General features: G+C 70.7%; 2 protein-coding genes and 2 pseudogenes. 2 read left to right on the plus strand and 2 right to left on the minus strand.

Going from position 1 to position 5,364, the window contains the following annotated elements; all coding sequences use genetic code 11:
• Positions 1 to 109: 109 nt before the first annotated feature.
• Both AC5WRT_RS38635 and AC5WRT_RS38640 read left to right on the plus strand, forming a co-directional pair.
• Positions 110 to 556, plus strand: a pseudogene (locus AC5WRT_RS38635) (transposase); the annotation flags it as partial.
• A gap of 291 nt (positions 557 to 847) precedes the next feature.
• The gene (locus AC5WRT_RS38640) at positions 848 to 2,947 is read left to right on the plus strand and encodes a HEAT repeat domain-containing protein (protein WP_496098877.1); all 2,100 of its coding nucleotides are present in this window, start codon (positions 848 to 850) and stop codon (positions 2,945 to 2,947) included.
• Positions 2,948 to 3,054: 107 nt separating this feature from the next.
• Here the strand turns inward: AC5WRT_RS38640 and AC5WRT_RS38645 are convergent, their stop codons facing one another.
• Together AC5WRT_RS38645 and AC5WRT_RS38650 are read right to left on the minus strand one after the other, a co-directional pair.
• Entirely contained in the window at positions 3,055 to 3,438 is a 384-nt protein-coding gene (locus AC5WRT_RS38645; protein ID WP_496098878.1) for a helicase associated domain-containing protein, read from the minus strand.
• Positions 3,439 to 4,646: 1,208 nt separating this feature from the next.
• Positions 4,647 to 4,733: pseudogene (locus AC5WRT_RS38650) on the minus strand (transposase); the annotation flags it as partial.
• Positions 4,734 to 5,364 lie beyond the last annotated feature (631 nt).

Consider the following 5,364-nt stretch of genomic DNA (forward strand, 5'->3'; position numbering starts at 1 on the left):
AAGTCAGGGCTTCAGCGCTTGTTTGCGATCCCCGGCGCTGGTCACGCACGGGCGCGATCCAGGGACTGTACCCTCGCACTGTCAGGTGCCCGGCGTCGCCCGGTGTTCCCGAATGAAGGCCGCCCTGCTCGGCCGCTCGCGGGGCGGGCAGACCAGCAAGGTCCACCTCGCCGCCGACCGCAAGCGCCGCCCGCTCGCGCTCATCCTGACCGCCGGGCAGGCCGCCGACAGCCCGCAGTTCATCCCCGTGCTCAAGAAGGTCCAGGTCCGCGACCCTGTCGGGCATCCTCGCACCCGGCCGGACGGGGTCGCCGGGGGCAAAGCGTACTCGTCGCGCGCCAACCGCGCCTACCTACGCAAGCGCCAGATCAAGACGGTCATCCCGGAGAAGAAGGAGGCCTCGCTGCCCACGTCCAGCTCGCGAGCGGCACTGACACAGGCCATGGCCAAGGCCATGGAGCAGAAGTACGCCCGCACCCAGCTCCACCACGCGGTCCGCACCGCTCAGCAAAGGATCCGGGCCCTGCGCAAGGTGCAGCCCGGCACCAGCCGCTGACCCTGCCCCTCAGCATGGGCAGGGCAGGACACCCCTTGCCCGGCCCTTCCGTACGGCCGCCACTTCCAGCCCCCTGCTGACGCCGGCCGGCTGTTCCGCCATTGGGGAGGGATCGGCGGCCCGCCGGCCGCAACATGGCGGTGGTGCGGTCGGTCCCCTGAGCCGGCCGCGGCACCGTCCTTCGAAACGGGCCCGCGTGGTCTGGCTGGTTTCGGCCCCCGGTCGATAGTGCCGTACGACCCTGTCTCCGCGATGGCCCTGTTGTCAGTGCCGCCTGGCATGGTTCTGATCATGTTCGAGGGACTTCATGACATCGACTGGGCGTCGATGGAGCACGCGTACGGCTCGGCTGCGGAGATGCCGGCGCTGCTGTGGGCGCTGCGTTCCCCGGAGGCGGAGGAACGCCGCAAGGTCCTCGACCGCTTCTGGGGCGCGGTTCACCATCAGGGCAGCGTGTACCCGCCCACGGCAGCCAGCCTGCCCTTCCTGTTCGAGCTGGCCGCCGACAGCACGACGCCCGACCGGGCAGCCGTTATCGCGTTGCTGGTCAGCATCGGCCGGGAGTCCCTCGACCGCGGCTTCGAGGACGACGGTACCGAGATCGAGTACTACCCCCCGATGGGCTGCGCGCAGGCCGTCGCCTTCCTGCGGGAGCGGGACGCGCAGTTCGCCGAACTCGCCCGTGACCCCGACTCGGACGTGCGGCTGGCCGCGATCCCCGGGCTCGGGCTCTTCCTCGACGATGCCGACCGGGCCGCCGCGGTGCTGCGCGAGCGGCTGGCCGCCGAGCGCGGCATCGCGGCGCGGCTGCAGATCGTTCAGGCGGCGGCCACCCTGGCACTGCGCCTGCCGGCGGCCTCGCAACAGATGATGGACTGGCTCGCCGGGCTTGCCGCCGAGCCGGCCCTGGGCCCGACGACCCGGCTCGCGGCCCTGGTCCAGCGGGCCCGCTGCGCCCCGGACGAGATCGGCGAGGACGTCGTACAGGCTGCCGTCGGCCTACTGCACGAGACCGCCCGAGCCACACCCGTGCGGCAGATCGCACCGGCCCCGAGCCGCCTGGCACCACCCGCGGACGGCGTTGCGCCCCAGATCGTCGCCGCTTTCGAGGATCTTGACCGGCACACGCGCGTATACGCACCGACCACGGACCTGCTGCGTGCGTTCCACGAAGCCCTAGGGGCCCGGGTGGCCGAACGTGTCGCGGTGCTGGCCGAGCAACTGAGCAGTCCCGACCCCGGTTCGCGTCTGGACGCGGTGCGTATGAGCGGGGAGCTGATGCGAGCCTGGCGTGGGGACCACACCCGGCTCCTGCTCCTGGTCGCCGACCAGCTCACTACGGCCGAGCTGGAGGTCGCGGCCGAGGTCGCGGCCGTCCTGGACTGCTGCCACCCGACCGCCGGGCCCGCCCGGGAAGCACTCGCCGCGCGCATCGACGCCCAACGCGTGGCGCACGGCCCGAACGTATGGGCCGCACCGGAGGCGCGGCTGCGCAGAAGCCACCAGGAGGCCGTCCGGGCCTTGGCGCGCCTCGGCGACGCACGCGCGCTGCCGAGTGTGCTGGCCGCGCTGGACAGCGGCGTCGATGCCTGGCGTGCGATCCAGGTCGCAGGGCAACTGCCGCAAGCGGCGAACCAGTTGGTGCCCCGGCTCTGCAACTACTTGGGCCGGATTGACCTCTCCGAGCAGTGGAACGAGATGAGCGCCAGGGCGATTCTGTCCGCCCTGGGCTCGCTGGGCCACCCAGCTGCGGTTGCTGTCGTCGTGGACACGCTCGGCGCCGCGGTGCGCCATGAGCAGCACGGCGTCACGCGATCGGCGCTTGAGACGCTGGCGGCGTTCGGCCCGGCAGCGGCCGGCGCACGGGACACGATCAGGTCGCTGACCACCGCCACCGACGCGCACGTACGGCCTGCCGCCGTCGCCGCGCTGTGGGCCGTCGGCGGTGACCTGGCCGAGGTCATACCGCTCCTGCCCGGCCTCCTCGACGACCGCATCACCTTTCGGATCAGTGATGCGGCTGATCTACTCGGCGAGATAGGCCCGCCCGCCTCCGCGGCCCTGCCGCGCCTGCGTAACCTCCTGGCGCACGATTATGAATGGGTTCGGGTGCATTGCGCGGCCGCGCTCTGGGAGATCGGTGGCGAGGCAGAGGCGCCGGCTGTCCTGGACGCTCTGCTGCAGGCCATGGCCAAGAACTCCGCGACGGCGAACCACGTCGTGGCCTGTCTGGACCGCATGGGCCCCCTAGCGGCACCGGCCCTGTCCCTGCTCCGCGAGCAACTGGCCCAGCCCCGGCGCTGCGGCAGATTCCAGAGTGTCGACCACGATGAGGAACTCCAGCGGGTCGGGCGCATCCTCATCGCCCGGCTCGATCCTCCAGCGCCATGAGCACCCGCTCCGCAAACAGCCTGAGGCAGCGTCCCTCCGCCCGCCCTACGTCCAGCGCATGCCGATGCTGAGAGCTGTTCGACGCGTTCCGGCGACAGCGTCGCTGCTCAGCTCCGCTGGTTCCCGATCCCTGCCCCGAGCCGGAGCTCCCGCTCCTCCTGGTCCTCGCCGACGATCCGTTCGACGTGCTTCCTCGGCACGCGTAGGTGCCCTTCGCGCTTGTAGAACTGGCGGGCGGCGGCGTAGTTGAGGGCCCAGTGTCGGCTTGGGTGCGGCGCGGCTTCGGTTTCTCGTCCTCGGCCGCGGGCTCGACCCCGACGATGTGCTCGCACATCCACTGCTGCACGTTGGTGAGCTTGTCCCAGCCGAGGCGCACCGAGCGCACCCAGCGCCCGAGATCCTCGCCCTGGTGCACGACGTCTCCCGGCGACATGGGCAGCGCGCCGCCGGCTTCCAGGTGCTGCCGGACGAGGTGGAAGGCGCGATGCCATTCCACCGGCCAGGCCGGGCACCAGGCAGGGTCGATCTCCTCCAGCTGCTCGCGCCGCTCCCCGACAATGCCCCTGCCGACGATCCCACCGGCATCCCCTCGGCACGCCGCTGCTCGATCTCAGCAGCCCTCCGAGCCGCGGCCCGTTGGTTTTTCAGCCAGATGCCCACACCCAGCTGCAGGAGTCGGCGGACACGGCAGGACGTCCTGGACGTCGACCGGTTCGCGCGCTACGCGTGCCGACATCGCTGGACGGCTGACTCTCCCACGCCGCTGCCCCTCAGGGCCGAGCCGTCAGACGACGTCGACGGTGGCCCTCCAGAGAGCACCGAGGCGGGTGCAGACGTGTCCAGGAGCTGTGGCTACGCAGCGGCGGGGCGCGGTGATGGTGCTCCTTCCGAGCTCTTCGGCTCGGAAGGTGGCTCGAGCGTCGCCACTGGGAGCGGTGCCTCCTGAAACCCGTCGCAATACATGGGGGGCGGAGGTCATGGGTACGTCCCACACCCACTTCACCCCGTTACCTGGGGTGGCTTTCAGGTTGAGCTCGACCTTTTCGCCCAGAGTGACGAGGACGGTCCTGCCGTTGTCGGCGTTGCTCAGCTTCACGACGCGTCGTGCTGCGGCGTGGGCGTCAGGAAGCGTTGTCGGAACGGTCAGAGCGGTAGCGGCAAGTGCGGTGGCGGCGAGAACAGTCCTGCCGAACATGGTGGTCCTCCTGGAAGGTCTGGCGTACGCACCCAGTCAATAGGCACCACCGCAGCCGAGATCCAGTAACGCGGAGCCGTTCACCCGAATGAAGACCGCATCGCCCTGCAACGGGGGAGCCGTGCCGTCGAGCCGGCCGGAGTTGGGCCGCTCGGCGGATCTGTGGGCGGGGACGGACACGCCGGCGGCCCAGCGGGTGCCAGGCAGCGGAGAATGGTTCGTACTGGTTGACGCTCCCCTGCCGCAGATGCAGCAGCCCGCCGTCGACCCTGGTTCTCCTCTGATCAGCCGGGATCCCGTCGGACCCCTCCCCGGTACCGCCGCCGTGGTGGGGTCCTCAGCTCCGCGTGCTTCGTGGCGGCGTGCCACCCGGCCGCCGGAGTCGGCTGGCGCCTACCCGGCGGCGAAGGAGACGCGGCCGGGCACGGGCATGACGACGCTGCAGGTCCACCAGAAGCGGGCGGCGTACGCCAAAGCCGTCACCGCGGCGCACACCGCCTTCGCCGCTCTCCAGGCCCGGTCGATCCGGCGGCGGCGTTCGAGCAGGCTGGGGAAGAAGCTGCCGGTGCGGACCTTGGGGATCGCCAGGTCGGGGCCCTGGCCCTTGATCCTGGACACACGAGATGGATCCTGAGGATCTGAGAACGGACATCTCGTGGTCATGAAGAACTATCCGCCGCAGTCCAAGGCGGACGCGGTCGCGCTGTACCAGTCGCGCTGCGCGCTCACTACCTGACTCCTCACCGCCTGCGCGCCCTGCTGCACCTGCGCCGGCGCACAGGACTCCACCTCATCCCGGTCTGCCATCGCTCTCACCTGTCCGTGCCCTCGAGCGAGTCCTGGCCGACATCGACTGTCACCTTGCCGACGCCACAGCCCTCCTCCCCAAGACCGAAGCATCCGCCGGGAACCATCAACCGCCGTCCCGCACCTGGCCGCCGAACTCGCCACCGCAGCCTTCACCGCAGCCTCCACCACACAGCTCAGTACGGCCCACGTCCGCGACCTCACCCTGGACGCCTCCACCATCACCCTCCACGACGAGCGACGACTCCGCCAGGGATGCATGACCCACCACGTCCCGCTCTGGGCACGCCGCCTCCTTCCGGCTGCCGCCTGCCAGTGGCGGATCCACACCGACACAGACGGTCCGCTGTTCAGCGACCCTCTGGGGAACACGGACCTGCCAGGCTTGATCGCCTTCGCGGAGAGCTGCAAACTC

It is taken from the genome of Streptomyces sp. NTD91, from assembly GCF_059510455.1.